Annotated in this window: 1 protein-coding gene; it reads right to left on the reverse strand. The window is 65.4% G+C overall.

What is annotated here, in order from left to right:
- Positions 1 to 99: 99 nt before the first annotated feature.
- Positions 100 to 1812, reverse strand: a complete 1713-nt coding sequence (locus NNI01S_RS34165) for a glycoside hydrolase domain-containing protein (protein WP_084489477.1) — start codon at positions 1810 to 1812, stop codon at positions 100 to 102.
- Positions 1813 to 2445 lie beyond the last annotated feature (633 nt).

Below are 2445 nucleotides of genomic sequence, written 5' to 3' on the forward strand. Positions count from 1 at the left end.
ACCTAGGTTGGTCGCAGGTCCTGCGTTGGGGATTCAGGTGGATTCTGGGCGTACCGGGTGAGTTACCCATGTTCGTACGAGATCAGTCGTCGCCCGGCCTCAGCTCGCCACGTCGTGCAGGGGTGTATCCACTCCGCCGACCGCGACCGTGGCCAACGTCTGGGCCGGGGTCCAGTAGATCCGGCCGTGCTCGAAGTCCTGGTAGGTACCGGTGTCCCACGGGATCTCGTCGGTCGCCGGCCAGCCCAGCGGGCCGTTCTCGGAACCCGAGCGATTCCAGCGGTCGCGGATCGCGCCGTGCACCCAGCAGACGGTGTCGCTCGGTTGCCGCCGGTAGAGGGCGCCGCCCTGGAAACCTTGCACCTCGCCCGCCGTCCGGCCGTCCGGACCGCGTACGAGGGCGCGATCGGTGATCGGGTAGCCGAGCGGACCGGCCTCCCAGCCCAATTCCTCGAACTTTCCCCACAGCGTCTCCGGGATGGCGTGCGCACCGGTGTCCGGATGCCAATAGATGTAGCCGTGCTCGAACTCGGCGAAGCGGCCCGCGCCGTCGGGCGTGGCGATCTCGCCCTGCGTGATCCGCGCACCCAGCCACGGATTCGCCGCCGCGCAGTCGTTGATCGCGTTCGGTTCCGGCTCGCCCGGCTCGCCGGTGGCGAAACCGCGCACGTCGTCGGCGAACACATCCCAGGGAAAATTCGGTCCCACATCGGTGTGCGTGCCGATGCCGAGGCACTCGGTGACGTACTTGTGGTCGGAGATTCCCTGCCGCCGCTGATAAGGCGGCGCGATGACATACGTGTCGAACCCGTATTTACGCGCGTCCTGCACCGCGAGCCAGGCCGCGATCCGGATGTCGTCACGGATGCGCAGCCAATCGTCCCGGCTCCACGCGACGCGGCTGCCCGCGAAGCAGAGGTTGATCGTGAACGAGTTCGCGTCCAGCACCGACCAGCTGGCCAGATCGGTGTCCACCACGTCGACCACCACGCGGTCGCGGACGGTGTAGTGGTAGCTCACCCCGTTCGCCGGGTTGTTGAGATAGTTGGCCAGGCTTTCGGCTGTTCCGTTGCCTTCCTGGGTGTGCAGCAGGAAGTTCTCGACGCGCGCCCCGTGACGGCTGGACGCGGAGTTCCCCATGCGGTCCAATTCGACGTATTCCGGCTTCTGCACGGCTCCCCCTGGATTCGACAGGGCCTTCGACCACTGGCCGTAGTCATCGGCGAGAACTTTGTCGACATCGACGACGACGCCGGCCACTCGGTCGCGATCGATGCGGATCTGATGGATGTGCGCGGCCGGATGGTCGCCGTTCATCGACGCATCGCCGGACCAGTTGTGTTGCCAGAACCAGGTGGCGACGCCGTCCTCGAGCGCCCAGTCGATGCACCGGGCATTGCCGTACATGCCGGTCCATTCCAACCCGACGACGGACGCCCAGCCCCGCAGAAACGGAGCGATGAGCGAATTCCACTCCGCCAGGCTCGGATTGGCGTCAACCGGGGCATACAGCGGACGGAAGCCGGGTCCGCCTGCCGCGAAGTGGTAATCGAGCGCGATCCGCGCATGACGCACGCCCGCGGCGTAACCACCTTTCCAGTCCGCCGTGTCCCCCTTGCCGTACTGGTAATTGGTCACTATCTCGAGCCCGATGGCGCGCAATCGGTCGCAATATTCCCGCCGCAGCGGCTTCGCACCGAAATTCGTGCCCGGACGGGAATCACTGAAGTAGCCGATGACGCCCGCGTATCCGGCGTCCTTGATCGCTTGCGGCTCGATGAGCGCGGCGGAGAAGTCGATCAACTCAGTCATCGCGCACCCCCTGGGTCGTACGAGCCCGCGCAACGGTCGGCAGCAACGCGTTGAATTCGTACATCTCAGTAACTTTCGGCAGATGGAGAACCCGACAGAGCTAGAGTCACCCGAATGTGCGCGAAGTATGCCCACATGTCTAGTTTGTAGCCCATCCGGTGTTTGCGCGTGACCTGATCCGGTTCATCACGAGACCCGTTTGCGCACACCAGACTACAAACGGACTCATAGCCGAAAACATGCTCGTCAGTCGGTAATCACATCTGCTGAATGTTCGCTATGAACCGCCATACTGGCCGGCCGCTTCATCGAGCCGTTCCCTACCGGACCGCGATAACGAATTTACCTGCCGCTGCGCGGAATTCAGGCTCAACGCATTACGATACCTTCACCGCAGCCGTCCCCGGCCCCAGAAATTCACCGCGACCACCCCGGCCTCAGCCGCATCGCGCACGTGGGCCGACTCGAACGGGCGGCGCTCCGACCATCTCGGCCCGGAACCCCGGCGACTCGGCCACCGAGCACCTCCCGAGCCTCTGGGGCGACCGAGCACCAGCCGACTTCAGGCCGCCGCGGTACCCCAACCGCATCCACCCGCCCGTGGCGCACCGAACCACGCGGCCTCGGACCAGC

Origin of the sequence: Nocardia niwae NBRC 108934 = DSM 45340 (assembly GCF_001613465.1) — a bacterium.
Classification (GTDB): domain Bacteria; phylum Actinomycetota; class Actinomycetes; order Mycobacteriales; family Mycobacteriaceae; genus Nocardia; species Nocardia niwae.

Bases quoted from the DNA above. Each gene is read 5' to 3' on its own strand.
- NNI01S_RS34165 (WP_084489477.1), bottom strand. From the start codon at position 1,812: ATGACTGAGTTGATCGACTTCTCCGCCGCGCTCATCGAGCCGCAAGCG.